The organism is Agromyces sp. Y782 (genome assembly GCF_059445405.1).
Map to the genome: position 1 here is coordinate 67,526 of NZ_JCAIUG010000002.1, position 24,376 is coordinate 91,901.

Annotated in this window: 21 protein-coding genes; 17 read left to right on the plus strand and 4 right to left on the minus strand. The window is 67.9% G+C overall.

Annotated features, from left to right (window positions below; genetic code table 11):
• The first annotated feature begins 145 nt into the window (after nucleotides 1-145).
• The 6 genes from AC1C2S_RS14550 to AC1C2S_RS14575 are packed head-to-tail and all read left to right on the plus strand — an operon-like array spanning nucleotide 146 to nucleotide 7,023.
• Nucleotides 146-1,177 carry a LacI family DNA-binding transcriptional regulator gene (locus AC1C2S_RS14550; RefSeq protein WP_495353326.1) on the plus strand — a complete coding sequence of 344 codons (1,032 nt, stop codon included), beginning with the start codon at nucleotides 146-148 and terminating at the stop codon, nucleotides 1,175-1,177.
• Nucleotides 1,178-1,228: 51 nt separating this feature from the next.
• Nucleotides 1,229-2,458: an extracellular solute-binding protein gene (locus AC1C2S_RS14555; RefSeq protein WP_495353327.1), complete on the plus strand. Its 1,230-nt coding sequence runs from the start codon at nucleotides 1,229-1,231 to the stop codon at nucleotides 2,456-2,458.
• Nucleotides 2,459-2,461: 3 nt separating this feature from the next.
• Nucleotides 2,462-3,601 carry an ABC transporter ATP-binding protein gene (locus tag AC1C2S_RS14560; protein ID WP_495353328.1) on the plus strand — a complete coding sequence of 380 codons (1,140 nt, stop codon included), beginning with the start codon at nucleotides 2,462-2,464 and terminating at the stop codon, nucleotides 3,599-3,601.
• Nucleotides 3,598-4,530, plus strand: a complete 933-nt coding sequence (locus tag AC1C2S_RS14565; protein ID WP_495353329.1) for an ABC transporter permease — start codon at nucleotides 3,598-3,600, stop codon at nucleotides 4,528-4,530. Before AC1C2S_RS14560 ends, AC1C2S_RS14565 begins: the two co-directional genes overlap by 4 nt.
• Nucleotides 4,530-5,465 (plus strand): ABC transporter permease, encoded by a 936-nt coding sequence (locus tag AC1C2S_RS14570; RefSeq protein ID WP_495353330.1) that lies wholly within the window; start codon nucleotides 4,530-4,532, stop codon nucleotides 5,463-5,465. Before AC1C2S_RS14565 ends, AC1C2S_RS14570 begins: the two co-directional genes overlap by 1 nt.
• Nucleotides 5,458-7,023 (plus strand): mannitol dehydrogenase family protein, encoded by a 1,566-nt coding sequence (locus AC1C2S_RS14575; RefSeq protein WP_495353331.1) that lies wholly within the window; start codon nucleotides 5,458-5,460, stop codon nucleotides 7,021-7,023. Before AC1C2S_RS14570 ends, AC1C2S_RS14575 begins: the two co-directional genes overlap by 8 nt.
• A gap of 45 nt (nucleotides 7,024-7,068) precedes the next feature.
• Here the strand turns inward: AC1C2S_RS14575 and AC1C2S_RS14580 are convergent, their stop codons facing one another.
• Nucleotides 7,069-7,881, minus strand: coding sequence for a FadR/GntR family transcriptional regulator (locus AC1C2S_RS14580; RefSeq protein WP_495353332.1), 813 nt, complete (start codon nucleotides 7,879-7,881; stop codon nucleotides 7,069-7,071).
• 148 nt (nucleotides 7,882-8,029) lie between these two features.
• On the opposite strand from AC1C2S_RS14580, the gene AC1C2S_RS14585 reads away from it, so the two are divergent.
• From AC1C2S_RS14585 to pth, 7 genes are all read left to right on the plus strand, one after another.
• The gene (locus AC1C2S_RS14585) at nucleotides 8,030-9,325 is read left to right on the plus strand and encodes an ABC transporter substrate-binding protein (protein WP_495353333.1); all 1,296 of its coding nucleotides are present in this window, start codon (nucleotides 8,030-8,032) and stop codon (nucleotides 9,323-9,325) included.
• 49 nt (nucleotides 9,326-9,374) lie between these two features.
• Nucleotides 9,375-10,325 (plus strand): carbohydrate ABC transporter permease, encoded by a 951-nt coding sequence (locus AC1C2S_RS14590; protein ID WP_495353334.1) that lies wholly within the window; start codon nucleotides 9,375-9,377, stop codon nucleotides 10,323-10,325.
• Complete coding sequence (locus AC1C2S_RS14595; RefSeq protein WP_495353335.1) at nucleotides 10,322-11,218, plus strand: carbohydrate ABC transporter permease; 897 nt, start codon at nucleotides 10,322-10,324, stop codon at nucleotides 11,216-11,218. Before AC1C2S_RS14590 ends, AC1C2S_RS14595 begins: the two co-directional genes overlap by 4 nt.
• A gap of 7 nt (nucleotides 11,219-11,225) precedes the next feature.
• A complete protein-coding gene (gene dgoD, locus AC1C2S_RS14600) occupies nucleotides 11,226-12,371 on the plus strand; it encodes a galactonate dehydratase (protein ID WP_495353336.1) in 1,146 nt (381 codons plus the stop codon).
• A gap of 57 nt (nucleotides 12,372-12,428) precedes the next feature.
• Nucleotides 12,429-13,667, plus strand: a complete 1,239-nt coding sequence (gene manD / locus AC1C2S_RS14605; RefSeq protein WP_495353337.1) for a D-mannonate dehydratase ManD — start codon at nucleotides 12,429-12,431, stop codon at nucleotides 13,665-13,667.
• A gap of 253 nt (nucleotides 13,668-13,920) precedes the next feature.
• Nucleotides 13,921-14,553: a 50S ribosomal protein L25/general stress protein Ctc gene (locus AC1C2S_RS14610; RefSeq protein WP_495353338.1), complete on the plus strand. Its 633-nt coding sequence runs from the start codon at nucleotides 13,921-13,923 to the stop codon at nucleotides 14,551-14,553.
• 112 nt (nucleotides 14,554-14,665) lie between these two features.
• A complete protein-coding gene (gene pth / locus AC1C2S_RS14615) occupies nucleotides 14,666-15,295 on the plus strand; it encodes an aminoacyl-tRNA hydrolase (protein ID WP_495353339.1) in 630 nt (209 codons plus the stop codon).
• A gap of 33 nt (nucleotides 15,296-15,328) precedes the next feature.
• Here the strand turns inward: pth and AC1C2S_RS14620 are convergent, their stop codons facing one another.
• On the minus strand, nucleotides 15,329-16,045 hold the full coding sequence (locus tag AC1C2S_RS14620; protein WP_495353340.1) for a ribonuclease H family protein: 717 nt from the start codon (nucleotides 16,043-16,045) through the stop codon (nucleotides 15,329-15,331).
• Between the two features lie 151 nt (nucleotides 16,046-16,196).
• Here AC1C2S_RS14620 and mfd point away from each other — a divergent pair, with 151 nt between their 5' ends.
• Nucleotides 16,197-19,916, plus strand: coding sequence for a transcription-repair coupling factor (gene mfd / locus AC1C2S_RS14625; protein WP_495353341.1), 3,720 nt, complete (start codon nucleotides 16,197-16,199; stop codon nucleotides 19,914-19,916).
• 134 nt (nucleotides 19,917-20,050) lie between these two features.
• Here mfd and AC1C2S_RS14630 read toward each other — a convergent pair whose 3' ends face one another.
• Nucleotides 20,051-20,347, minus strand: coding sequence for a hypothetical protein (locus tag AC1C2S_RS14630; protein ID WP_495353342.1), 297 nt, complete (start codon nucleotides 20,345-20,347; stop codon nucleotides 20,051-20,053).
• Nucleotides 20,348-20,383: 36 nt separating this feature from the next.
• Entirely contained in the window at nucleotides 20,384-21,583 is a 1,200-nt protein-coding gene (locus tag AC1C2S_RS14635) for a Na+/H+ antiporter NhaA (protein ID WP_495353343.1), read from the minus strand.
• A gap of 149 nt (nucleotides 21,584-21,732) precedes the next feature.
• Between AC1C2S_RS14635 and AC1C2S_RS14640 the strand changes: the two genes are divergently transcribed.
• The 3 genes from AC1C2S_RS14640 (at nucleotide 21,733) to hisS (ending at nucleotide 24,304) form a co-directional block, all read left to right on the plus strand.
• The gene (locus tag AC1C2S_RS14640) at nucleotides 21,733-22,452 is read left to right on the plus strand and encodes a nucleoside triphosphate pyrophosphohydrolase (RefSeq protein ID WP_495353344.1); all 720 of its coding nucleotides are present in this window, start codon (nucleotides 21,733-21,735) and stop codon (nucleotides 22,450-22,452) included.
• An 80-nt stretch (nucleotides 22,453-22,532) separates the two neighbouring features.
• Nucleotides 22,533-22,973 carry a DUF6841 family protein gene (locus tag AC1C2S_RS14645; protein ID WP_495353345.1) on the plus strand — a complete coding sequence of 147 codons (441 nt, stop codon included), beginning with the start codon at nucleotides 22,533-22,535 and terminating at the stop codon, nucleotides 22,971-22,973.
• Between the two features lie 65 nt (nucleotides 22,974-23,038).
• Nucleotides 23,039-24,304: a histidine--tRNA ligase gene (gene hisS / locus AC1C2S_RS14650; RefSeq protein ID WP_495353346.1), complete on the plus strand. Its 1,266-nt coding sequence runs from the start codon at nucleotides 23,039-23,041 to the stop codon at nucleotides 24,302-24,304.
• Nucleotides 24,305-24,376: the final 72 nt, after the last annotated feature.

The window sequence follows — 24,376 nt, forward strand, 5'->3', positions numbered from 1 at the left end:
TTTCTGCGGCCTGTCCTGATGGCAGATGTGGCCATCGACTCGATGGGAGGCATTCTGGGCGAACCGCTTGACAGAAGTTTGAAAAGGTTTGCAGAATGTATCGATGCCGGCGGCGTGCGCCGGTCGAAGCACAGGGCGGTGTGGCATGGCGGTGACGATCAGAGACGTGGCGAAGGCCGCCGGCGTGTCGATCTCGACCGTCTCACGTGCCCTGGCCTCACCCGAGCAGGTGGCCGAACCCACCCGCACGCACGTTCAGCAGGTGGCCCGCGAGCTCGGATACCGTCCGAATCGCGCCGCGAGCGGGCTCATCACCGGGCGCACTGGATGCCTCGGTCTCGTCGTACCCGACCTCGAGAACCCGTTCTTCGGCTCGATCAGCAAGGGCGTGCAGGATCGCGCCCGAGCCGCGGGCTACGCGGTGTTCATCGCCGACAGCGATGAAGACCCGGTGCTCGAGGCGGAGGTCGTGCGCAGCCTTGCGAAACAGGTCGACGGCGTCATCCTGGCTTCGGCGCGAGGCAGCGAAGAGGCGGTGCTCTCGCTCGCCGCCGAGACGCCGCTGGTGCTGCTGAATCGGTCGGTGCCTGGCGTACCCTCGATCAATTTCGACAATGCGAGCGGTATCCGCGCCATCATGGCGCACCTGGTCGCGCTCGGGCACCGGTCGATCGCCTATGCGGCCGGCCCGCCGAGTTCCTGGTCCAACGCGCAACGCGCCGAGGCGTTCACCGCGTTCGGCCAGGCGGATGCCGGGCTCACGCTCGTCGAGCTCGGCACCTTCCCGCCATCGTTCGCCGGCGGAGTTCAGGCGGCCGACCTCGCGATCGCCTCCGGCGCGACCGCCGTGGTCGCGTACAACGACCTCATGGCACTCGGCCTCCTCGATCGGCTGCGCCAACGCGGTGCCCGCGTTCCCGATGACTTCAGTGTCACCGGGTTCGACAACATCCCGGTGTCCACCATGATCTGGCCGAATCTCACGACCGTCGAGAACCCGCGGGTGCAGATGGGTCGATCGTGTGTCGACACGCTGCTCGATACGGTGCTCGGCCGTTCGACCGAGACGAAGCAACTCCCCGACGTACCCGTGCAGCTCATCGTGCGGCAGTCGACCGGCGTCGCGCCCGTCGCGATCGCAGAGCACACCCCCCATTCGGGCGCACTCAGCGTCTGAGCTCCTTCCAGACAGCGGTGTCTGGAACCCAGAGAAGAGGAAGGACCACCAATGCGCATCCGACGTACCACCCAGATCGCGGCTGCACTCGCTGCTGTCACGGCCCTCGCGCTGACCGGCTGCACCGCCCCGAACACGGGCGGCGGCGACGCGAGCGCGGCGAGCGACCCGAACGAGGTACCCGACAAGCCCTCGGCGCCGGTCACCCTGAACATCCTCGACGTCGCGGGCAACCAGAAGCTCACCGGCCCGATGATCGACGAGTTCATCAGGGAGTACCCCGACGTCATCTCCGCCGTCACCTGGGAGAGCGCCGGCGCACCCGACCTCGTCGGCACCATCAAGCCACAGGTCGACAGCGGCAACCTGTCGGTCGATCTCGTGATGAGCGGCACCGACGGCCTGTCGGCGGGCATCGCCCAAGACCTCTGGATCCCATTGGTCACCGATTACGGCGATCGCGTGTCGAACCAGGAGAACTACCTCGAACCGGCTGCGGCCATGCAGGAACTCTCAGAGGACTACGGGGTCGTCACGACGTACTACCCCTCCGGGCCGCTGCTGCAGTACGACCCGGCCGTCGTCACCGACGTGCCGTCGACACCCGAGGAACTGCTCGAGTGGGCGCAGGCGAATCCGGGTAAGTTCGGGTATGCACGGCCCGCGAACTCGGGCCCCGGCCGCACGTTCCTGCAGGGGCTGCCCTACATCCTCGGCGACGACGATCCCGGCGATCCCGAGAACGGTTGGGACAAGACCTGGGCCTACCTCAAGGAACTCGGCGCCACGATCGACAACTACCCGACGGGCACCGGCCAGGTCATCACCAACATGGCCGATGGAAGCTGGGCGCTGATCCCCACCACCACGGGTTGGGACATCGAGCCTCGCGCGACGGCGAAGGAGCCGGCGACGATCGAAGCCGCGCCGTTCGACGACTTCACCTGGGTGACCGACGCGCACTATGCGCTGGTCCCGAAGGGGCAGTCCGCCGACAAGTTGTCGGCGATCCTGCTGCTGCTCGAGTACATCCTGACTCCCGAGGTCAACGCGATGGCCTATGACAGCGGGTACTTCTACCCCGGCCCAGCGGTCGAGGGTGCGACGCTCGACAAGGCGCCGCAGGCGAGCCAGGACCTGATTGCCGAGTTCGGTCGTGACTGGTACGACGACCTCATCGAAGAGATGCCGAAGGCGACCCCATTGCCCGCCGAGCAACTCGTGAAGGCGTTCGACATCTGGGACCGCGAGATCGGTGCCGGGAAGTACGAGGCGCAGTAGATCATGCCACTCACGGCCAATGCATTCGAGTCCCTCGAGCTGAACGACGTCGGGCGGAGCTTCGGCGGTCGAGCGGCGTTGGTCGACCTCAACCTGACGATCCGAGCGGGGGAGTTCATCGCCCTGCTCGGACCGTCGGGCTGCGGCAAGTCGACGGCGCTGAACTGCCTCGCCGGGCTGCTTCCGCTCACCCATGGCGAGATCCGCATCGACGGTAAGCGCATCGACGTGCTGCCGAGCGAGAAGCGGGACTTCGGCATGGTGTTCCAGAACTACGCACTGTTCCCGCATCTCTCCGTCGCGAAGAACATCGCGTTCGGTTTGCAGATGCGCAAGCTGCCGCGCACGGAGATCAACCGCCGGGTGGCGGAGGGCCTCGCGCTCGTCAAGCTCGAAGAGCACGCGAAGAAGCTGCCCGGCCAGCTCTCGGGCGGACAGCAGCAGCGCGTCGCGATCGCTCGAGCCATCGTGCTCGAGCCGCGGCTCGTGCTCATGGACGAACCGCTCTCGAACCTCGACGCGAAGCTCCGGCTCGAGATGCGCACCGAGATCCGGCGGCTGCACCAGTCGCTCGGCCTCACCACCGTCTACGTCACGCACGACCAGGAGGAGGCGCTCTCGCTCGCGGATCGCCTCGTGGTGCTGCGGGAGGGTCGCGTGCAGCAGATCGGCACGCCCGAGGAGCTGCACGACCATCCCGCCAACTGGCACGTCGCCGACTTCATGGGCTATCGCAACCTTCTCGACCTCACCGTCGAGACCGTCGACGGACACCATGCCCGTGTGTCGGGCGACGGGCTCTCGCTCGTCGGCCGCCCAGTGCAGCATGTCGCGGTCGGCGAGCGCATCCGGCTCGCCATCCGGCCCTCCGACCTGACCGTGCACACCGCGGCCACGCCGCCGGCGAATGCCATCGAGGCAACGGTCAACGTCGTGGAGTACCAGGGCAGGGAGTTCGCGGTCGGCGTCACCACACGCGAGGGCGTGAACCTGCACGTGCACGCGGATTTCGCACCTGCACCCGGGGCCACGGTGACCCTCTCGGTCGACCCCGACCGCGCGCTCGTGTATCGCAGCGCGCTCGACGGCGCACTCGACCCCGCCCCGGTCGAGCGGGCTCCGCTCGCGGAGGTGCGGGGATGACCTCGTCGACGGATGCTGCTTCGCGGTCGAAGAGCTCGGCGAGCCGCAGGCACCGGCTCGCCGAGCGCGGCATCGACCCGAAACTCTGGCTGCTGGCTCCGGCGGTGGTCTTCGCGCTCGCCCTGTTCGTCTATCCCTTCGCGTACGGCATCGGGCTGACCCTTCAGCCGCTCGCGACCACTCAGCAGAGCTGGGGCGGCGGGCCGTTCGCCAACTACATCGCGTTCTTCCAGGACTCGTTCATCTTCGACTCCGTGTGGCTCACGATGCGGCTCGCGTTGCCGGCGGCGCTGTTCAACGTGATCGTCTCGATTCCGATCGCCTACAAGCTGCGCGGCAAGTTCAGGGGAAAGCGCACGATGCAGACGCTCCTCGTGCTGCCGATCGCACTGGGAACGGTGCTCACGGCGCAGGGACTGCTGATCTTCGCGGGGCGGCAGGGCTGGCTGAACCGATTCCTGCTCGACATCGGGGTCATCTCGGAGCCGTTGCAACTCGTGAACAACTACCTCGGCGTCTTCTTCTCACTTGTGATCTCGGGATTTCCGTTCGCGTACCTGTTGATCTCCTCGTACCTCTCGGGCATCGACCCGTCGCTCGAAGCGGCCGCGAAGACGCTCGGTGCGAACTGGCAGCAACGCTTCCGGCGCATCACGCTTCCGCTGCTCGCACCGGGCCTCGCGACGACCTTCATCCTCACCTTCGTGCTCGCATTCAGCGTGTTCCCCTCGGCGAGACTCGTGGGTGACGCGGCAGGCGAGACGCGCGTGCTCGCGCTGATGGCCTACCGCTCGTTCGCCGAGCAGCTCGACTACAGCATGGCTTCCACCATCGCCATCATGATGGGCGTCGTCGAACTGATCGTCATCGCGATCGTGTTCCTCGGCCGTTCCTTCCTCTACAAGGGTTCGACAGGAGGGAAGGGCTGATGTCCGTCTCCACACTCACCACGCCTCCCGCGAATGCGGCGCCCCCGACCGAATCGGTCGACATCTCCGGAACCCAGCGCGGCAAGCTGCCTCCCGGCGAGCGCTTGCTCGCCGCCTCCCCAGGCACATGGTTCGTCTGGGCCGGCATCGCGGTGTTCTTCGTGTTCCTCTTCGGCATCGTGCTGAGTGTGCTCGTGGACTCACTCGGCAAGCCCTGGTTCAACACGTGGCTGCCCGAGACCTTCACGCTCAACTGGTACGCGGAGGCCTGGACTCGCTTCGACCTCGGCCAGATCATCGGTGTGACGCTCCTCGTCGCGTTCGCGGTGATCGTGGTGTCGATCCTCGTCGGCGTGCCTGCCTCGTACGTGCTGGCGCGCAGCAACTTCCCGGGCAAGCGGCTCGTGCTGCTGCTGTTCCTGCTCCCGATCCTGATTCCGCCGATCACCTTCGGCATCCCGCTCGCGACCGTCATGTACAACTTCGGCCTCGGTCGCACGATCCTCGCCGTGATCCTCGTGAACCTCGTGCCGTCGATCCCGTTCGTGATCATCACGATGACGCCGTTCATCGAGCAGATCAACCCGTCGATCGAGAACGCCGCTCGCATGTGCGGGGCGAACATGATGCAGGTCTTCACCAAGATCCTCGCGCCGCTCCTGATCCCCGGGATCCTCGCGGCGGGCATCCTCGTGCTCGTCCGAACCGTCGGGATGTTCGAGCTCACGTTCCTCGTGTCGGGTCCGACGTCCGACACGCTCGTGGTCGCGATCTACCGGGCCATGACGAGCGCCGGCGGCGGCGAGGCACGACAGTTGATCTCCTCGATGGGCGTGGTCTACACCGGCCTGATGCTCCTCATCCTGATCATCGCTCTGCGCTTCATCAACCCGACCCAACTCGTGGCCCAGGTCAAGGAGTCCCGCGATGAGTGATGCGGCGCCGCCGCGTCTGACTCGCGAGGCGCTCGCGGCGCTGCCGCCCTCGAAGGTCCCCGCAGAAGTGACCCGCCCTCGAGTGGATCCCGCCGAGCTGACGGTCGGCATCGTGCACTTCGGCATCGGGTCGTTCCACCGCAGCCATCAGGCTTTGCTGACCGAGGATGCCGCGGCCGCGACCGGCGAGACCCGCTGGGGGATCCTCGGCGTCACCGGTCGCAGTGACCGGGTGGTGCGACAACTGCGACCGCAGGATTGCCTGTACGGCGTGCTCGTCTCAGGGGAGCACGAGGCATCGCTGCGGCTCGTCGGGTCGGTCGTGGACTGCGCTTGGCCGGGCACCGAATCGGAGCGGATCGTCGCGACGCTGGCTGCCGAGTCGACGCAGCTCGCCACGCTCACGATCACGGAGCGGGGCTACCACCGGGCGGAGGCGGGCGGCATCGACCGGCGTCATCCCGGCATCGCGAACGACGTCGACCTGATCGCCGGCGAGCTCGCAGCCGCGCCGGGCGCATCGGCGTCACGCACCCCGCTCGGGCTCCTCGTGCGGGGGCTCGCCCGCCGTTTCCGTACCGGCGGCGGCCCGTTCACCGTGCTCTCGTGCGACAACCTCGCGCACAACGGTGCCGTCTCCCGTGAGCTCGTGCTCTCGATCGCCGAGACGGTCGGCCCCCGTGGTCGCCAATTCCGTACATGGCTCGAGGCGTCGGTCGCATTCCCGTCGTCGATGGTCGACCGACTGACGCCGGCGACGACCGAGGCCGACCGCCTGGCGGCGTTCTCGCTCCTGGGGCTCCGCGACGAGGCACTCGTCGTCGCCGAGCCGTACGCGCAGTGGGTGATCGAAGACGACTTCGCCGCCGGCCGCCCGCGTTGGGAGCTCGCCGGCGCGACCTTCACCGACGATGTGACACCGTACGAGCAGGTGAAGCTCCGAGTGCTCAACGCGACGCATTCACTGCTCGCCTGGCTCGGCTCGCTCAGCGGGTACGCCACGATCGCAGCGGCGATCGCCGATCCGCGCCTTCACGCCATTGCTCGTCGCGTGCTCGACGACGACATCCTGCCCACGCTCTCGGCGCCGGCGGGCATCGACCTCTCCGAGTATCGCGACAGCGTGCTCACGCGGTTCGCCAATCCGGCGCTCGCGCACGCCACCTCCCAGGTCGCGATGGACGGATCGCACAAACTGCCCATCCGGGTGCTCGGCACCGCCGCCGACCGGCTCGCCGCCGGTGCGGTGCCCGCGGGGCTCGCGCTCGTCGTGGCTGCGTGGATCGCCTACGTCACGAGGTCGCTGGAGCCGGATGCCCCGGCGCTCGACGATCCACTGGCCGACCGACTGCACGCAGCCGTCGGCACACCGGGCGCGCTCGCCGACGAGCCGGGTGAGCTCGTCGACCGCTTCTTCGCGATCGGTGAGGTGTTCCCCGAGCCGGTGCGCAGTTCGACGGCCTTCCGCGACGCCGTCGTCGAACAACTCGCCGTCGTGCACGACATGGTGGCATCCGCTCGGCGTCCGGGCGAGGCCGCGTCGTCGGTCAGGGGCTGAGGTCAGGGGCTGAGGTCAGGTGCTGGGCGCCGTACGGGGTGCCGGTCAGACCGTCTCATTCGGCCCCAGCACGCGGGGCCCCGAGGTTCCCGAGATGGCATCCGCCTCTCCTCCTTCCCAGATGGAGCTCATCTCGAGGAAGGTGCGTTGCATGATCCGCAGCATCGAGGCTTGTGCATCTTCGGGGTTGCCACGCTGGATGGCGCTGGCGACGTCGACATGGAACTGCAGTGCTTCGACATGCGGATTCGTCGGCATGAGCCCGTAATGAGTGCGACCTGCGAGCACCTCCTCGACGAGGGTGTGCAGCTTGCCGAACATCTCATTGCCCGAGTTGGTGAGCACCAGGCGGTGGAACTCGATGTCGAGTTCGAGGAACCGGTCGCTGTCGCCCTCCTGGCCCGCCGCCCACAGCTTGCCCGCGAGCCCCATGAGCTCGCTCGCTCCCGTGAGGGGGGCGCGGATGGCGGCGAGCCGCGCGGCCTCGGGCTCGACTGCCGTCCGCAGCTCCGTCAGCGATCGCAGCTGGGCGATGCGGCCGGGGGATGCGAGGCGCCAGCGGATCAACTGCGGGTCGTACAGGTTCCATTCGGACTGGGGCAGCACCTTGACTCCGACGCGACGCCGCGAGGAGATCATGCCCATCGCGGCGAGCACACGGAGCGCTTCGCGCACGACGGAGCGGGACACGTCGTAGCGCTGCTCGAGTTCGTCGATGCGGACGACGACGTCTGCGGGAAGCTCTCCCGAACACAGGGCGAGGCCGAGCCTGTCGAGGACCTGCGCGTGGAGGCCCATCACAGGGCCGGAGGGGCCGTGATCTTTCTCGACGGCCGTCCCTTTTGCATCGCTAGTCACGGATAAATCATACCGGACCGGCTTACGAGTTGAATAAGTATGACTTTATTTGTTATGGTGCCTGCATTGAGATGACGTAGCGATCGTGAAGTGCGGAATCTCCGTGCACAGAGGAGTGCATCATCACCAAGACACAGAGGAAGTCGTAATGAAGCGATCTGTCATCCGAATCACCGGGCTCGCGACCGCCGCCCTGCTCCTGGGAGGCGGGCTCTCGGCCTGCAGCTCGGGCGGCGACGGCGGGGAGGGCTCCGACACGGTGCGTGTCACGCTCGTCAACCACGTGTGGACCGACATCATCAAGGAGAAGATCCCCGAGTTCGAGAAGGAGACGGGCATCACGGTCGAGGTCGCCCAGTTCGGAGAAGACCAGCTCTCCGACCAGTACAACGTCAAGCTCAACGCGGGCACCGACGAGATCGACGTCATGATGTACCGCCCCCTCCAGGAGGGCAAGCTCTTCGCCAAGAACGGCTACATGGCCGACCTGAGCGACCGCGTCGCCGAGAGCAGCGACTGGGACTGGTCGGACTACCAGGAGGGCCCCGTCAACTCGACGAGTTATGACGGCCAGGTCGTCGGCGTGCCGATCATCACCGAGCAGGAGGTGCTCTACTACCGCAAGGATCTGCTCGAGGCAGCCGGCCTCGAGGTTCCCAAGACGATGGACGACCTCCTCGCCGCGGCGGAGCAGATCAAGAACGAGAACCCCGGCATCGCGGGCTTCGTGGCCCGCACCGGCAAGTCCGCGGCGGTCACCCAATTCTCGAGCTTCCTGTACAGCTATGGCGGTGACTTCATCGACGAAGACGGCGACGCGAGCGTGAACACGCCAGAAGCGAAGGCCGCGTACGAGACCTACGGCAAGCTGATCCACGACTTCGGCCCCGAAAACGTCAGCACCGACATGAGCTGGTCCGAGGCGATGGCCATCTTCACGCAAGGCGGTGCGGCGTTCTACACCGAGGCCGACAGCCTCTACAAGAACGCGACCGACCCCGAGAACTCGAAGGTGTCCGACACCGTCGGTTTCGCCCCCATCCCGGCCGGTCCCGACGGCTCCAAGGCATACAACGTGCCCTCGTGGGCGCTCGGCGTCAACGAGACTTCCTCGAACCAGGACAACGCCTGGAAGTTCATCGAATGGGCGACCAGCCAGGAGATGACGCTCGAGATCCAGCAGGCCGGCGTCCCCGGCGCCCGCGCTTCCGTGTGGGACGACCCCGAGGGAATCTCGACCTACCCGGCAGACCTCGCCGAGGCGATCGCCATCAGCACCAAGAACGGCGTCGGCCACGACCGACCGCTCGTCGTCAAGGTCCCCGAGGCGCGTGAGATCGTCGGCGATCCGATCGTCGTCGCCATCACCGGTGGAGACTCGGATGCCGCCGCGGATGCCGCGAACGAGGCGCTCCAGGCGCTCCTCGACGAAGAGAGCCAGTAGCAGCACCCAGCACCCAACCCCCGGATTCTCACTCACGAGGAGGTGAACGATGACTGCGACGACCAGTGCCCGTACATCGACGGAGACCGGCATCCGCCCATCGCCACAGAAGGCGTTCTCCGATTGGGCGAATCGCCGCCGCAAGTGGCTGTTCGCCTCCCCGGCGATGATCATCGTCGGCCTGCTGGTCGCCATCCCGCTCGTCTGGACGATCTACCTGAGCTTCACCAACTCCGAAGGATCGGTGCGCGCCGAGCACGAGTTCATCGGCTTCGAGAACTACGCCGAGGTCTTCACCGACTTCGACCGTTTCTGGCCGGCGGTCTGGCGCACCTTCCTGTTCACGGGCGGTGTGCTCATCGTCGAACTCGTGCTCGGCATGGCCATCGCCCTGCTCCTCTGGCGCCCGTTCCGCGGCGAGCGCTGGGTGCGGGTCGCCATCCTGCTGCCTCTCGTCGCGACCCCCGTCGCGGTCGGCATGATGTGGAAGCTCATCTTCGACCCCAACATCGGCTTCGCCAACCAGCTGCTCGGCTTCTTCGGCATCCCGCCGCAGCCGTGGCTGTCGGGCGAGCTGACGGCACTGCCGACCCTCATGTTCGTCGACATCTGGCAGTGGACGCCGATGGTCGTGCTCATCCTTCTCGCAGGCCTCACCTCCCTCTCCGACGAGCCCGACGAGGCGGCCCGCATCGATGGCGCCAGCGCGTGGCAGCGCTTCTGGTATGTCACGCTGCCGCTGCTCAGGACGACGGTCATCGTCGCCATCCTGCTGCGCAGCATCGACGCGCTCAAGACCTTCGACATCCTGTACGCGACGAAGGGCAAGGGCGGCGGCTCGTTCCACGAGGTCGAGACGCTCAACGTCTACGCCTACGGACTCAGCTTCGACTACAACGACTACGGCGTCGCATCCGCCGTGCTCATGATCTTCTTCCTGCTGATCATCGCGATCATGTGGGCCATCACGTTCAGAAGAAAGGAGAAGGCGTCGCAATGACCACGACCGTCGAATCGACCACGACACCGGCTCCCCCCGCGAGTTCACCGCCTCCGCCGCCGGCCCGTCGGCGCAAACCATTGCGCTCCCGCGCCTACACGTGGTTCCGCGCAGTCTCGCTCATCGTCATCGTCGTCGTCTTCATCCTGCCCCTCGCCTGGATGCTGCTGTCGTCGTTCAAGACGAACGTCGACATCTACGACGTCGGCAAGACGCTCGCGTTCACGCCCACGCTCGACAACTTCGCGAACGTGCTGGGGCGCGACAACTACTTCCAGTTCATCTTCAACAGCGCCTGGATCGCATTCGCCTCGACGGCGCTCTCCCTGCTGGTGGGGGTTCCCGCCGCCTACGCGATGAGCCGGTTCACCATGCAGAAGTCGGCGGGCATCGTGCTGCTGGCGCGCATCATCCCCGGTGTCAGCCTGCTCGTGCCGTGGTACTTCATCTTCGCGAATCTGCGCATGGTGGGCGACTACAGCGTGTTGATCCTGTCGCACATGTTCGTCGCGCTGCCGCTCATCGTGTACATCATGATGTCGTTCTTCGACTCGCTTCCGGAGGACCTCGAAGAGTCGGCGCAGGTCGACGGGCTCACGCCGATCGGCGCATTCCTCAGGATCACGCTGCCGCTGTCGACCCCCGGCATCGCGACAGCGGGAATCCTGTCGATCATCTTCTCGTGGAACAACTTCATGTTCGCGCTCGTGCTCTCCGGCGCAAACACGAAAACCCTGCCCGTGGCGATCTTCAACTTCGTGTCGTACGCGAGCATCGACTGGGGAGGGCTCATGGCCGCCGCCGTCGTCGTGACCGTGCCGATCATGGTCATCGCCCTGTTCACCCAGAAGTACATCGTGTCGGGGCTCACCGCCGGCGCGACGAAGGGCTGATCCCGCCGTGCTCATCGATCGCGTCGAGACCTTCATGGTCGCGCCCCGCTGGCTGTTCGTCCGCATCGAGACGGACTCGGGCGTCGCAGGCTGGGGCGAGGCATCCCTCGAAGGCCACTCGGCAACCGTCCGTACCGCCGTGGAGCAATTCGCCGAGTACTTGGTCGGGCGCGACCCGCTCACGATCGAGGACCACTGGCAGGTACTCAGCAAGTCCGGCTTCTACCGGGGCGGGCCGGTGCTCTCGAGCGCCGTCTCGGGCATCGACCAGGCGCTGTGGGACATCGCCGGCCGTCACCTCGGCGTGCCCGTGCACCAACTGCTCGGCGGAGCGGTGCGCGACCGCATCCGTGCCTACGGCTGGGTCGGCGGCGACGACCCGGCGGAGATCGCGGATGCCATCGGGGCTCAGCTCGATGTCGGGCTGACCGCGGTGAAGATGAACGCGAGCGGCCGGATGAGCCGCAACGGCTCGGCGGCTGAACTGGATGCCGTCGTCGAGCGGGTCGCCGCTGCCCGTGAGGTGCTCGGCCCGGCCCGCGACATCGCCGTGGACCTCCACGGGAGATTCACGCTCGCGACCGCGCGCCGTATCGCGCCGCTGCTCGAGCCGTTCCACCCGTTCTTCCTCGAGGAGCCGATCGTGCCCGAGAACTCGCATGCGATCGGTGCGCTCGTCTCGTCGACGACGATCCCGGTGGCGACGGGCGAACGGCTGTACAGCAGGCAGGAGTTCCTTCCCGTGCTCGCGGCCGGAATCGCCGTCGCTCAGCCCGACCTGTCGCACGCCGGCGGCATCAGCGAGGTGCGTCGCATCGCCTCCCTCGCCGAGGCCTACGACGTGCAGTTGGCGCCGCACTGCCCGATCGGGCCGCTCGCGCTCGCCGCATGCCTGCAGGTGGGTTTCGCGACGCCGAACTACCTCATCCAGGAGCAGAGCATCGGCATCCACTACAACACGGGCGCCGAGGTGCTCGACTACGTGCTCGACACGGAGCCGCTCAAATTCGTCGACGGCGCCATCGAGCGACTGACCGGGCCTGGCCTCGGCATCGAGATCGACGAGGCCGCCGTGCGTGCGGCCGACAGGGCGGGGCACGAATGGCGTTCGCCGATCTGGCGGCACGACGACGGTTCCCTGGCGGAATGGTGACGAGATGACCCGGAGATCTCGCCGGCCAGAGCCACTCTCAGCAGAATAGGATCCATCATGAAGATCGAACGCGCGGAAGTCATCGTCACCAGCCCCGATCGCAACTTCGTCACTCTCAAGCTGACGACCGACGAGGGCATCACCGGGCTCGGCGACGGAACCCTCAACGGCCGGGAGCTCGCGGTGGTGAGCTATCTCAAGGACCACGTGGTGCCTCTGCTCATCGGTCGCGATGCGTCGAAGATCGAGGACACCTGGCAGTTCCTCTACCGAAGCGCGTACTGGCGTCGTGGTCCGGTCACGATGGCGGCGATCGCGGCGGTCGATGTCGCGCTCTGGGACATCAAGGCGAAGGCCGCCGGGATGCCGCTCTACCAGTTGCTCGGCGGGGCATCGCGAACCGGTCTGCTCGCCTATGGTCACGCCTCTGGCAAGTCGAACGAGGAATTGTTCGACAGCGTGCGTTCGTACCAGGAACAGGGGTACCGGGCGATTCGGATCCAGACCGGGGTGCCCGGTCTCGAATCGATCTACGGCATCGCCTCCAATGCCACCCTCGAGGGGAACACGGGCGTTCGCTACGACTACGAGCCCGCCCAGCGCGGCGCGTATCCGAAGGAGGAGGACTGGGACACCCGCTCGTACCTGCGCCATGTGCCGACGGTGTTCGAGGCCGTGCGGTCCGAGTTCGGGCCGGAGCTACCGCTCCTGCACGACGGACATCACCGGATGACGCCGATCCAGGCCGCCCAGCTCGGCAAGTCCCTCGAGCCCTACGACCTGTTCTGGCTCGAGGACTGCACGCCCGCCGAGAACCCCGAGGCGCTGCGGCTCGTGCGTCAGCACACGACCACGCCGCTCGCCATCGGCGAGATCTTCAACACGGTGTGGGACTACCAGCAGATCATCCGTGAGCAGCTCATCGACTACGTGCGCAGCGCGGTCACCCACACGGGCGGCATCTCGCACCTGAAGAAGGTGCTCGACTACGCGGCGCAGTACCAGATCAAGTCGGGCATGCACGGGCCGACCGACATCTCACCCGTCGGCATGGCCGCAGCCATGCACCTGGGCCTCGCGATCCACAATTTCGGCATCCAGGAGTATATGAAGCACGGTTCGAAGACCGATGCGGTCTTCGAGCAGTCGTACACGTGGAAGGACGGACTGCTGCACCCCGGGGACAACCCGGGCATCGGCGTCGACCTCAACGTGGATGAAGCGGGAAAGTATCCCTACGAGCAGGCATACCTCCCATACAACCGTCTTGCGGACGGCACCGTCCACGACTGGTGAACTCCGGCGTGCTGAAGACCGCGGTGTCGAGGGCGCGCGACATCCGGTAGACTTGTCGATTGGACTTCGGCGAGGGATGCCTCACCGGTCGCGAGAGCGGGCGGCGGCATCCGTGATCGACGCGGTAGGAGCAGGCTCCACGGCTTTTCCTCACGCATTTGCGCACATTCGTTGCGCGCGTTCGAGTCGAGACAACAGACACACGATCTGGGCCGCCAGCGCCTCCAAAGCCGGGCCCAGCAAGGAGAAACAAATGGCTGAAGACAACAAGGTCGTCGCAGACGCGCGCGAATCGTTCGGCAAGGGTGCGGCCCGCAAGCTCCGCGCCGCCGGCAAGATCCCCGCGGTCGTCTACGGTCACGGCACCGACCCCGTGCACGTCGCGCTCCCGGCGCACCAGATCGGGCTCATCCTCCGCAAGGCGAACGCCGTGCTCGACCTGCAGATCGACGGCAAGAGCCAGCTCGCCCTCGTGAAGGACGTGCAGAAGGACCCGGTGCACCAGGTCATCGAGCACCTCGACCTCATCGTCATCAAGAAGGGCGAGAAGGTCCAGGTCGAGGTGCCCGTGCACCTCGAGGGCGAGCCTGCCCCGGGCACGATCGCCGACCTCGACCAGCACACCCTCTCGCTCGAGGCCGAAGCGACCCACATCCCCGAGCGCGTCGTCGTGAACGTCGAAGGTCTCGAAGAGGGCACGCAGATCCTTGCGGGCGCCGTCGAACTGCCCAAGGGCTCGACGCTCCTCTCCGACCCCGAGGCGCTCGTCATCAACGTGCACACGCCGCAGAAGGTCGACCTGGGCGAAGAGGCCGCTGCAGAGGCCGCCGAGGGCGAAGCGGCCGAAGGCGCTGCCGAAGAGGCCGCCGAAGAGCCGGCCGAGTAGCACTCGCACCACTGCACTCGCACCACCGCGTCGGGGCCTCGCCTCCCGCATCCGGGTACGCTCGGAATGCGGGGCGCGGGGCCCACGCGTTTCTCGCTCGCTCGGAGGTCAGATGGGATTCCTCGACCTGTTGCGCCCTCGCCGGAAGGACGACATCGTGGCCCAGAACACCTGGCTCGTGGTCGGCCTCGGCAACCCGGGCGCGCAATACGCCGGCAACCGGCACAACGTGGGCCACATGGTCGCCGACGAACTCGCCGCACGCATCGGTGCGCAGTTCAAGAGCCACAAGACGCCGTCGCGTGTCGCCGAGGGATTCCTCCGCCCGGGCGGCCCGAAGCTCGTCATCGCCAAGCCCAATGGCTATATGAACACTTCGGGCGGGCCGGTCGCGGCGCTCCTGAAGTTCTATTCGATCGAGCCCGAGCGCCTCATCGTCGTGCACGACGAACTCGATCTGCCGTTCGACACCGTGCGCTTGAAGCAGGGCGGCGGGCACGGCGGGCACAATGGACTCCGCGACGTTCAGAAGGCCACCGATTCAGCGCCGTTCACGCGCGTGCGCGTCGGCATCGGCCGCCCTCCCGGCAGGCAGGACCCGGCCGATTTCGTACTGAAGGACTTCTCGAGCGCGGAGCGCCCGAACCTTCCGAACCTGGTGTCGGATGCCGCGGACGCGGTCGAGGCGGTGGCGAGCGAGGGGCTCGTGGCGGCGCAACAGCGATTCCACGCACCGAGTTAGGCGCAAGACGGACCGGATCGGCTGGCCGCGGACTCAGATCAGCCCGCGGAGGAATTCCTCGGGCGGAAGGCCCTCGGCTTGGGAGCGTACGCGGAGCCGATCGAGTTCTTCGGTCGAGAGCTCGAGCGTGATGCTGTGCCACGCCTCGGGCTCGGGGTCGAGGCTGAACAGCGCGCCGTCGTCGAAGGCGGGCGCGACGGCGTCGCGTGTCGGTGCGGGCTCTGGTTCCGGTACGGCGTCGGCTGCAGGCGCGGGTTCGGCGATCGTCGCCGAGCCATCCGTCTCGCAGGCCCCGCTCCACCCCGGGCCGCCGGGAACCGACAAGCCGCGTTGATACGCCTCGGCGACCGCGCGAGCGCGCACGTCGGCCGCCTCGTTGAGCTCGTGACCCACGTGGCCCTTCACCCATTCGAAGCGGTAGCGGCGCCCGGCGATCGCTTCGTCGAGCTCCTGAAGGAGCTCGACGTTCATGACCGGCTTGCCGTCTGACTTGCGCCAGCCCTTGCGCTTCCAGCCGGGCATCCACTTGGTGACCGAGTTGATCACGTACTGGCTGTCGCACTGCACGAGGAGGTCATCGTCGAGGTGGGCCGTCGCGCGGAAGAGTTCGAGCACCGCCTTCAGCTCGCCCTGGTTGTTGGTGGCGTGCTTCCACCCGCCGGCGGCCCAGCAGTCGTCGTCGACGTACCAGGCCCAGCCGGCCGGGCCTGGGTTGCCGAGGGCGGATCCGTCTGCGGCAGCGGTGATCATTGCGGGAGCCTCCTGGCGTTCGACGTGCGCGCCCATCGTATCGGCGGGCGACGACGACGCCGTGCGCGCGTGCGGCGGCGGGTCGCGTGCGGATCGCCTCGGACTCCGCGAGGCCGGACGGTGTGTCGGACGTGCCGCGTAGACTCGTCGGGTGAACCTCCAAGGCTTTCTCACGGCGCTTTCGCGCGCCCCAACCGTCGACGCCGCGCTCGCCGAAGCCCAGAGGAACGCTGACTTCTCGGCCCCCGACGGTCTCGACGCCCCACTGCTCGCCGGCCTCCTGCAACGCCGCGCAGAGGCCGGACTCCCGCCGGCGCTGCTCGTCATCACCGCCACGAGCCGTGAGGGCGAATCCTTGAGGGCGTCGCTTGCGCCGTACCTCGCCGACGCAGAGTTGCTCGAGTTCCCCGCATGGGAGACGCTGCCGCACGAGCGACTGAGCCCGTCGGCCGAGACCGTCGGACGCCGGCTGCATGCGCTGCGCCGCATGCACGAATGGTCAGAGGCCGGCTCGCGGCATCCGCTCGTCGTGGTCGCCTCGGTGCGCGCGGCCCTGCAGCCGCTCGCTGACAATCTCGCCTCGCTCGAACCTGTCGAACTCGTCGCCCGAGGGCGCGGGTACAACCTCGCCGACCTCGCAACGAAGCTCGTCGACCTCGCATATGCCCGCGTCGACATGGTCGCGCGTCGAGGTGAGTTCGCCGTGCGCGGCGGCATCCTCGACGTCTTCCCGCCGACCGCCGACCATCCGGTGCGGGTCGAGTTCTTCGGTGATGAGGTCGAAGAGCTGCGCGCGTTCTCAGTCGCCGACCAGCGGTCGCTGCCCGACGCGGTCGAACGCGTGACCCTGCCGCCGAGCCGAGAACTGCTGCTCACCGGGCCCGTGCGCCAGCGGGCGCGCGAGATGGTGCACGAGTTCCCGAGCTTGTCGGGGCTGCTCGAGAAGATCTCCGAGGGCATCCCCGTCGAGGGCATGGAATCGCTTGCGCCGGCACTCCTCGACCGACTCGTGCCGCTCACGCACTACCTGCCGGAGGGGGCGGCCGTCGCGGTGCTCGCGCCCGAGCGCGTCGCCGGCCGGGCGGTGAGTCTCGGGGAGACCAACCGAGAGTTCCTCGGAGCAGCGTGGAGCGCAGCCACAGCGGGCGCCGAAGCGCCGATCGATCTCGCGGCCGGTGACTTCCTCACGGTGCGCCAGTTACGGGATGCCGCGCTGTTCAGTGCACCCGGAGAGCCCGACCCTCGTCGTGTGTGGTGGAACTTCTCGGGCTTCGACATCGGCGACGCGGCCGAGGTCGTCGCGGCCGCGGGCGGCGAGGTCGCACCGCAGACGGCCGGCGCATCGACGACGGTGCGGCTCGCGGCGAATGCGATGCCGAGCTTCCAGGGCAACGTGGCCGGCGCGGTCGATCATGCCGCCGAACGCCTGCGCGACGGATGGAGCCTCGTCGTGGCATCCGCCGGTCACGGTCTCGTCGAGCGCGCACGAGACGTGCTCGCAGAAGCAGGACTCGCCGCACGGATCGTCGACGAGGTCCCGCCGAAGCTCGAGCCCGGGGTCGCCTACCTCGTGCAGGCCGATGCCTCGCGCGGCTACGAAGTGCCCGAGCTGAAACTCGGCCTCATCGCCGAAGCCGAGTTCTACGGTCGCTCGGCCGGCTACGACGCACGGCAGGGCAAGAAGCTCGCGAGTCGTCGCCGCAACGTCGTCGACCCGCTGCAGTTGAAGGCCGGAGACTACGTCGTGCACCAGACGCACGGCATCGGCAAGTTCATCGAAATGGTCCAACGCGAGGTTGCCACGGGCTCGCGCCCGACCGGACCGAGTCGTACTGCGGGCATCCAGCAGCAGCCGACCGCGGTGCGCGAGTACCTCGTCATCGAATACGCGCCATCCAAGCGAGGTCACGCGGGCGACCGGCTCTTCGTGCCGACCGACCAGCTCGACCTGCTCTCCCGATACGTCGGGGGCGAAGCCCCATCGCTCTCGAAGATGGGCGGCAGCGACTGGTCCCAGGCCAAAGGCCGCGCCCGCAAGGCGGTGCGCGACATCGCCGTCGAGCTCGTCAAGCTCTACTCGGCGCGCATGGCGGCGAAGGGCCACGCGTTCGGGCCCGACACGCCCTGGCAGCACGAACTCGAAGAGGCCTTCCCGTTCGTCGAGACACCCGACCAGGTGCAGACGATCGACGAGGTGAAAGCCGACATGGAGCGGCCGATCCCCATGGATCGCCTGCTCGCGGGCGATGTCGGGTTCGGCAAGACCGAGGTCGCCGTTCGTGCCGCGTTCAAGGCGATCCAAGACGGCAAGCAGGTCGCGATGCTCGTGCCCACCACGCTCCTCGTGAAGCAGCACCTCGAGACGTTCAACGAGCGGTACGCCGGATTCCCCGTGCACGTGCGCGCCCTCAGCCGGTTCCAGAGCGACAAAGAGGCGCGGGACACCATCGCGGGGCTCGCCGACGGCACGGTCGACATGGTCATCGGCACGCACCGCATCCTCACCGAGAAGGTGATCTTCAAAGATGTCGGCCTCGTCATCATCGACGAGGAGCAGCGCTTCGGCGTCGAGCACAAAGACTCGCTCAAGAAGCTGAAGACCAACGTCGACATCCTCGCGATGAGCGCGACGCCGATCCCGCGTTCGCTCGAGATGGCCGTCACCGGCATCCGCGAGATGTCCACGCTCGCGACGCCGCCAGAAGACCGGCACCCCATCCTCACTTTCGTCGGGCCGTACTCCGAGCAGCAGGTCTCCGCGGCGATCCGCCGCGAGATGCTCCGCGAGGGGCAGGTCTTCTTCGTGCACAACCGGGTCTCCTCGATCAACCGCGCCGCCGCGCAACTCGCCGAGCTCGTGCCCGAGGCGCGAATCGCCGTCGCGCACGGCCAGCTGAACGAACACGTGCTCGAGCAGATCGTGAACGACTTCTGGGAGCGCAAGTTCGACGTGCTCGTCTCGACGACGATCATCGAGACCGGCCTCGACATCACGAACGCGAACACGATCATCATCGATCGCGCCGACAAGTACGGGCTCAGCCAACTGCACCAGCTGCGCGGGCGCGTCGGCCGTGGCCGTGAGCGCGCGTACGGCTACTTCCTCTACGACCCCGCGAAGCCGCTCTCCGAGACCGCGCACGACCGCCTCTCGACGATCGCCGCGAACAACGAGCTCGGCAGCGGCATGCAGGTCGCGCTGAAAGACCTCGAGATCCGCGGCGCAGGCAACCTCCTCGGTGCCGAACAGGCCGGTCACATCGCGGGCGTCGGCTTCGACCTGTACCTGCGCATGATCGGCGAGGCGGTCTCCGCGTTCCGCGGCGATGTCGCGCAAGGGCAGACCGAGCTCCGGCTCGAACTGCCGGTCGACGCACACATCCCCGACGACTACGTCGACAGCGAACGGCTGCGCCTCGAGGCGTACCAGAAGCTCTCCGCCGCGAGCGGCCCCGCCGCCAAAGACGGGCAGATCGATGAGGTGCTCGACGAACTCGTCGACCGCTACGGTGAGCCCCCCGAGCAGGTCAAGCACCTCATCGCCGTTTCCCGACTGCGCCGCGAGGCGCAGCGCGCCGGCCTCTCCGACGTCATCGCCACCGGGTCGAAACTCCGCATCGCCCCCGCGAACATCCCCGACTCGCGTCGTGTGCGCCTCGAGCGCATGTACCCGGGCGCCAAGCACTTCGCCCAGAACGACGTGATCCTCGTGCCGTTCCCGGTCACCAACGGCGAACTGCCGGGCGACGCCGACCTCATCGACTGGGTGTCGCGGCTCATCATCGCGATCTTCCCGGTGCCCGAGGCACCTGCGACGGATGCCGCGGCGGCCGGGAGCGCCGCCGGCTCAGGCGGTGGTGCCGCGAGCTAGACACCGTCGGCGGAGCCTCGAGCGAGACGAACCGTCGGCGGAGCTGCGAGCGAGCGAACCGTCGGCGGGTGCCGCGAGCGAGTCGAACCGTCGGCGGAGCCGCGAGCGAGTCGAACCTTCGGTGGAGCTGCGAGCTAGACCCTCAGGTGGCCCCACTCGGCGAGGAACTCCTCGACCGACATCCGCTCGAGATCGGCGTTGATCGCCCGGAGCAGGGCATCGGCCTCGTCGAGGGAGCCGGCCCTCGTGCGGATCACCGGTGCATCGGTGCCCGTACGCATGACCACGAGGTCGGCGATCGACGGGCCGCCGAGGCCCGTGGCCTCGCCAGCGAGCAGCAGGGCGGTGTGCCACGCCTTGCCGAGGCCCCGACGGCGGGTCTCGTGCAGCTCTGCACGAAGAAAACGGGCTGCGGGCGTGCTCTCGCTCATCGAATCAGTCTGACAGGTGGGTTCGGTGTTGCATGGTCAGTGCGAGAACGCCCCGCCGACGCCCGCGTGGCCGCCGCGCTTGCGATAGTGCGACGACCGCAGGCTCACGACGACGCCGGAGGCCGCGATCGCGATACCCGAGCCCAGCAGCACCGCGAGCGTGCCTTCGTCGGCGACCTCCGGCAGCCCGGCGAAGGCGAGCTCGTTCATGAGCAGCGAGACCGTGAAACCGATGCCGCCGAGCGTACCGACGACGAAGAGGTCGCCGAGCGTGAGCGGGATTCCAGTTCGACGGCGAACGACGAGCGCGCCGAGGCCGCCGGCCAGCATGATGCCGACGATCTTGCCGACCGGCAGCCCGACGAGGATGCCCCAGAACGCGGGGTCGAGTTCGCTCGGCTCCACCTGCGGAAACGCGACCATCGCCGCCGAGAACGCGAACAGCGGCAAGATGATGCCGTTCGACCACGGCTCGAGCGAGTGCACCGCCCGCCCGCCCGGGCGACGCGCCATGACGAGGCCGAGCGCGACGCCCGCGATCGTCGCGTGCACACCCGATTGGGAGACGAAGTACCAGGCGAGCACGCCGAGTGCGACGAGCACGAGCCCGATCGGCCATTGCGGCCGTCGCGAGAGGATCCACGTCGAGCGCGGCTTCATCATGCGACTGACCGCGCCGAAGAGGGCGATGGCGATGCCGGCGAAGCCGAGTGATGCGAGGTCGGCGTCGTCGGTGAAGAAGAAGGCGATGATCAGGATCGCGATGAGGTCGTCGAGCACCGCGAGCGCGAGGAGGAAGACCCGAACGCGGGTCGGGATCCATCTGCCGAACATCGCGAGCACGCCGAGGGCGAAGGCGATGTCGGTCGCCGTCGGGATGGGCCATCCGTCGACCGTCTCGGTGCCCGCCGTGAACGCGAAGAAGATGAGCGCGGGCACGGCGACCCCGCCGATCGCTGCGATCGCAGGCAGCAGCGCCTTCGACAGCGAGTTGAGTTCGCCGATGACGAGTTCGCGCTTCAGCTCGACGGCGACGATGAAGAAGAAGACGGCGAGCAGCCCGTCGCTGATCCAGTGCCCGGCAGAGAGGTCGAGACCGAGCCACGGCAGGTCGAGGTGTTCGTTCTTCAGGGCGATGAGCTCGGCGCCCACGGGCAGGTTCGCGATCACGAGGCCGAGCACTGCGGCGATGAGGAGGAGGGCTGCTGACCAGCGCTCCGAGCGAAGGAAGTTCATATGGGACTCCAAGAAGTCTCGTGCGCACCAGCCTCGGATACGCATGCGACGTCGGTGGGACGATGACGACGGTCTCCCGTCGGCCGACCAGACTTCCCGGCGCTCCGCGTTCGATCCTATCGGGGTGGGGTCGACGTAGGCTGGCACGCATGAGCGACGCCCGCACCGAACACGCATCGGCCGAGTCCCGCGACGCGCACGAGGGACTCACGGAGCTGGTCGCGATGGTCGCCCGGCTCCGTGCGCCGGGCGGATGCCCCTGGGACGCGGAGCAGACCCACGAGAGCCTCGTGCAGTACCTCGTGGAGGAGAGCTGGGAGCTCATCGACGCGATCGAGTCCGGTAGTCGCGAGGAGATGATCGAGGAACTCGGCGATGTGCTCTACCAGGTGCTCTTCCACGCGGACATCGCCGCGCAGACGCCCGGTGAAGACTTCGACATCGACGATGTCGCCCGTCACATGACGGCGAAGATGGTGTCGCGGCATCCGCATGTCTTCGGCGATCGCGAGGCCGAGACCGCCGCCGACGTCGTCGCCTTCTGGGACGACCTCAAGGCCGACGAGAAGCCGCACCGTACGAGCGTGCTCGACGGCATCCCGCGCGGCATGCCGGCGCTCGCGCTCGCGCAGAAGGTGCTCGGCAAGGCCGAGAAGGTCGGCGTGACGGATGCCGAGGGGTCGGCGCCGACCGCGACGCCCGCGCCCGCGACGCCCGCGCCCGCGACCGAGGGCGAGCTCGGCGAGGTACTGCTCGGGCTCGTGGCATCCGCGCGCTCGCAGGGACTCGACGCGGAGCGCGCGCTGCGCGTCGCTGTGCGGGGCCTCGAAGACGAGGTGCGTGCGGCGGAGCGGTCGCGCACCGACTGACGGCCCCGCCGCCCGATGGCTCGCGGATGCCGCGGCGCGGGCGTACCGTCGGAGGAGACGGGCGCACCGAGGAGGAGTCCATGGGCATCGAAGAGGAGCGGCTCGCCGAGTTCTTCGATGCCTACGCTGCGGCGCTCCGCGAATACGACGCGGAAGCGACCGCGCAGCTCTGGGGACTGCCCGGCATGGTGATGACCGACGAGTTCGCCGGAGCGCTCGAGAGTCGCGCCGACATGGCCGCCGGCCTCTCATCGTCGTATCCGCTCTACCGGCGGCTCGGGCTCGAGTCGGCAGTGCCCGAACTTCGCGCAGTGAGCGCGCTCACCGAGCTCATCTCGATGGTGCGCGTGCGGTGGAGCTATCTCGACGCGAACGACGAGCTCATCGTGACGAGCGATTCCGAGTACCTCGTGCGCGACGACGCCGACGGGCTGCACGTCTACCTCGCCGTCGGCATCGACGAAGCCGAAGCGCTGCGCGGCGCGGCGGCGGCTCGCGGGATCGAGCTCGACGCGGGCTGACGCGTGCTGAAGCGGGCTGAAGCGTGCGCCACGGGCGACGCCCGCGTGCTGGAAGAATGGTCGGCATGGCCGCATCCGTCACTCCACCGCGCGGAATGCGCGACTTCCTGCCTGCCGAGAAGGCCCGACGCGAGCACGCCCTCGGCGTGATCCGCGGGGTCTATGCGGCGCACGGCTTCGACGAGATCGAGACGCCGGTCATGGAAGACGCGTCGCGGCTGCACGCCGGCCTTGGCGGCGACAACGAGAAACTCGCATTCGCCGTCATGAAGCGCGGCTTGACCACCGACGACCTGGCGCGCGCCGCGGCATCCGGCGATGCCCTCTCGCTCGCCGATCTCGGCCTGCGCTACGACCTCACGGTGCCGCTCGCGCGGTTCTACGCGACGCACCGGGCCGCGCTGCCACCGGTGTTCCGGGCGATCCAGATCGCGCCCGTGTGGCGCGCGGAGCGCCCGCAGAAGGGTCGCTACCGCCAGTTCGTGCAGTGCGACATCGACATCATCGGCGAAGCCGGCCCGCTCGCGGAGCTCGAGTTGCTCACCGCGACCGTCGCGACGCTCGACGCGCTCGGCCTCGCCGGGTGCACGATCCGGCTGAACGACCGGCGGATCCTCGCCGGCATCCTCGGCTCGTGGGGTGTGCCCGACGAACTGCGCGAACGCGCGCTCATCACGATCGACAAGCTCGACAAGATCGGCACCGGGGGAGTGGCGGCCGAACTCGCCGAGCTCGGCATCGTGACCGGCGACGCGGATGTCGCGGCGGAGCTCGAGGCGCTGACCGCTGCCGATTGGCACCTGGCCGATGGCGTCACGCCCCCGCCTGCGTGGCTCGACCGCGAGGCCTACGCCGAGCTGCTCGCGCTGCGCGCGGCGCTGCCCGATGCTGCGATCGAGTTCGACCCGACCCTCGTGCGCGGCATGGGCTACTACACCGGCTCGATCTTCGAGATCGCCCACCCCGACTACGCCTATTCGCTCGGCGGCGGCGGCCGATACGACCACATGATCGGGCGCTTCCTGGGCCAGGAGGTGCCGGCGTGCGGCTTCTCGATCGGCTTCGAGCGCATCGTCGACCTGCTGGCCGTGCGCGACGAGGAACGCCCCCGTGCCGTCGTGCTCGTCCACGACGCGGATGTCCCTGCGGCACAGCTGCTCGCCCTGAAACGCGAGCTCGTGGCATCCGGAGCCCGGGTTCGTCTCGAGCGCCGCGTGAAGAACCTGCGCGCCCTGCTCGACCGCGTGACCGCCGACGGCTTCGACGCCTTCGCGCAGGTCGGCGTCGGCTCTACGGATGCCGCGTCGCTCGCGTTCCGCGACCTCGGCTGACCCTTCCTTCCGCTCCCTGCACGCGAGAGGTCGCGGATGGCGACCTCTTGCGCGCAGAAGTCGCCATCCGCG

Coding starts and splice junctions, on each gene's coding strand:
- AC1C2S_RS14550 (WP_495353326.1), top strand. CDS start 146: ATGGCGGTGACGATCAGAGACGTGGCGAAGGCCGCCGGCGTGTCGATC.
- AC1C2S_RS14555 (WP_495353327.1), top strand. CDS start 1,229: ATGCGCATCCGACGTACCACCCAGATCGCGGCTGCACTCGCTGCTGTC.
- AC1C2S_RS14560 (WP_495353328.1), top strand. CDS start 2,462: ATGCCACTCACGGCCAATGCATTCGAGTCCCTCGAGCTGAACGACGTC.
- AC1C2S_RS14565 (WP_495353329.1), top strand. CDS start 3,598: ATGACCTCGTCGACGGATGCTGCTTCGCGGTCGAAGAGCTCGGCGAGC.
- AC1C2S_RS14570 (WP_495353330.1), top strand. CDS start 4,530: ATGTCCGTCTCCACACTCACCACGCCTCCCGCGAATGCGGCGCCCCCG.
- AC1C2S_RS14575 (WP_495353331.1), top strand. CDS start 5,458: ATGAGTGATGCGGCGCCGCCGCGTCTGACTCGCGAGGCGCTCGCGGCG.
- AC1C2S_RS14585 (WP_495353333.1), top strand. CDS start 8,030: ATGAAGCGATCTGTCATCCGAATCACCGGGCTCGCGACCGCCGCCCTG.
- AC1C2S_RS14590 (WP_495353334.1), top strand. CDS start 9,375: ATGACTGCGACGACCAGTGCCCGTACATCGACGGAGACCGGCATCCGC.
- AC1C2S_RS14595 (WP_495353335.1), top strand. CDS start 10,322: ATGACCACGACCGTCGAATCGACCACGACACCGGCTCCCCCCGCGAGT.
- manD (WP_495353337.1), top strand. CDS start 12,429: ATGAAGATCGAACGCGCGGAAGTCATCGTCACCAGCCCCGATCGCAAC.
- AC1C2S_RS14610 (WP_495353338.1), top strand. CDS start 13,921: ATGGCTGAAGACAACAAGGTCGTCGCAGACGCGCGCGAATCGTTCGGC.
- pth (WP_495353339.1), top strand. CDS start 14,666: ATGGGATTCCTCGACCTGTTGCGCCCTCGCCGGAAGGACGACATCGTG.
- AC1C2S_RS14620 (WP_495353340.1), bottom strand. CDS start 16,045: ATGATCACCGCTGCCGCAGACGGATCCGCCCTCGGCAACCCAGGCCCG.
- AC1C2S_RS14630 (WP_495353342.1), bottom strand. CDS start 20,347: ATGAGCGAGAGCACGCCCGCAGCCCGTTTTCTTCGTGCAGAGCTGCAC.
- AC1C2S_RS14635 (WP_495353343.1), bottom strand. CDS start 21,583: ATGAACTTCCTTCGCTCGGAGCGCTGGTCAGCAGCCCTCCTCCTCATC.
- AC1C2S_RS14640 (WP_495353344.1), top strand. CDS start 21,733: ATGAGCGACGCCCGCACCGAACACGCATCGGCCGAGTCCCGCGACGCG.
- AC1C2S_RS14645 (WP_495353345.1), top strand. CDS start 22,533: ATGGGCATCGAAGAGGAGCGGCTCGCCGAGTTCTTCGATGCCTACGCT.
- hisS (WP_495353346.1), top strand. CDS start 23,039: ATGGCCGCATCCGTCACTCCACCGCGCGGAATGCGCGACTTCCTGCCT.